This is a genomic window from Escherichia sp. MOD1-EC6021 (assembly GCF_002965245.1).
GTDB lineage: Bacteria > Pseudomonadota > Gammaproteobacteria > Enterobacterales > Enterobacteriaceae > Escherichia > Escherichia coli_F.
Map to the genome: position 1 here is coordinate 1 of NZ_PTRU01000089.1, position 1,472 is coordinate 1,472.

Sequence of the window (1,472 nt, forward strand, 5' to 3'; positions counted from 1 at the left end):
GATGCGACAGGGAAAGAACAGGTCTACATCCACGCGCAGAAGAACATGAACACCGAGGTGCTGAATAACCGCACCACTGATGTGATAAACAACCATGCCGAAAAAATAGGTAACAACCAGGCGATCACCGTTACCAATAACCAGATCCAGAACATTGGCGTTAATCAGATACAGACGGTTGGTGTCAACCAAGTGGAAACGGTGGGCAGTAACCAGATTATCAAAGTGGGATCAAACCAGGTTGAAAAGGTGGGGATCATTCGTGCGCTGACGGTGGGCGTGGCTTACCAGACGACGGTAGGCGGCATTATGAATACCTCGGTGGCGTTGTTGCAGTCCTCACAGGTAGGGCTGCATAAATCACTGATGGTGGGAATGGGCTACAGCGTCAATGTAGGGAATAACGTCACCTTCTCGGTGGGCAAGACGATGAAGGAAAACACCGGACAAACAGCAGTTTATTCTGCCGGTGAGCATCTTGAACTCTGCTGTGGTAAGGCAAGGCTGGTGCTGACGAAGGACGGAAGCATATTTCTTAATGGTACGCACATTCATCTGGAAGGGGAGTCGGATGTGAACGGTGATGCGCCGGTGATTAACTGGAACTGTGGTGCCACACAACCTGTGCCGGATGCGCCTGTGCCGAAAGATTTACCCCCCGGAATGCCGGATATGCGGCAATTTTGAGTCAGGTGCAAAAAATTAAAACGGAACTGGTGCAGTGGCCAGATGAACCATATTAAAAGCAGAAGGAATTGATTCATGGGCGGAAAACCGGCGGCGCGGCAGGGTGACATGACCCGCAAGGGACTGGATATTGTGCAGGGTTCAGCAGGGGTGCTGATAGGTGCGCCGACGGGGGTTGCCTGCTCGGTGTGTCCCACAGGGGAAGCCACGCCGAAATATGGCAATCCGGTAAACCCGCTGCTGGGAGCGAAGGTACTGCCTGCTGAAACCGACCTGGCACTATCCGGCCCGTTGCCGTTCATCCTTTTCCGCGCCTACAGCAGTTACCGGACGAAGACGCCAGCCCCGGTGGGGATATTCGGCCCCGGCTGGAAAGCCCCCTCCGACATCCGCTTACAGATTTGTGAGCGTGAACTGATACTTAACGACAGCGGTGGCCGGAGCATCCACTTTGAACCTCTGTTTCCTGGCGAGATAAGCTACAGCCGCAGCGAGTCGTTCTGGCTGGCGCGGGGCGGGGTGCTGAAACAGCATAAAGGACACCCGCTTGCGCGGTTCTGGCGGGCGCTGCCGGAAGCGGTCCGCCTGAGTCCACACACCTATATGATGGCTGTCAGCACAACCGGGCAGTGGCTGGTGCTCGGTTGGCCGGAGCGGGTGCCGGAAGTGGACGAGGTGCTGCCGCCGGAGCCACCCGCATACCGGGTGCTGACGGGCGTGGTGGATGGCTTTGGTCGGACGATGACTTTCCACCGGGTGGCAGAGGGTGACGTGGCGGGTGCGGT

The 1,472-nt window shown here is 56.7% G+C and carries 2 protein-coding genes; both read left to right on the forward strand.

Annotated elements, in window-relative coordinates:
* On the forward strand, positions 1 to 687 hold a 687-nt coding region (locus BEB54_RS27990; RefSeq protein WP_077502255.1), incomplete at its 5' end, for a bacteriophage T4 gp5 trimerisation domain-containing protein.
* A gap of 75 nt (positions 688 to 762) precedes the next feature.
* On the forward strand, positions 763 to 1,472 hold a 710-nt coding region (locus tag BEB54_RS27995; protein ID WP_236943388.1), incomplete at its 3' end, for a DUF6531 domain-containing protein.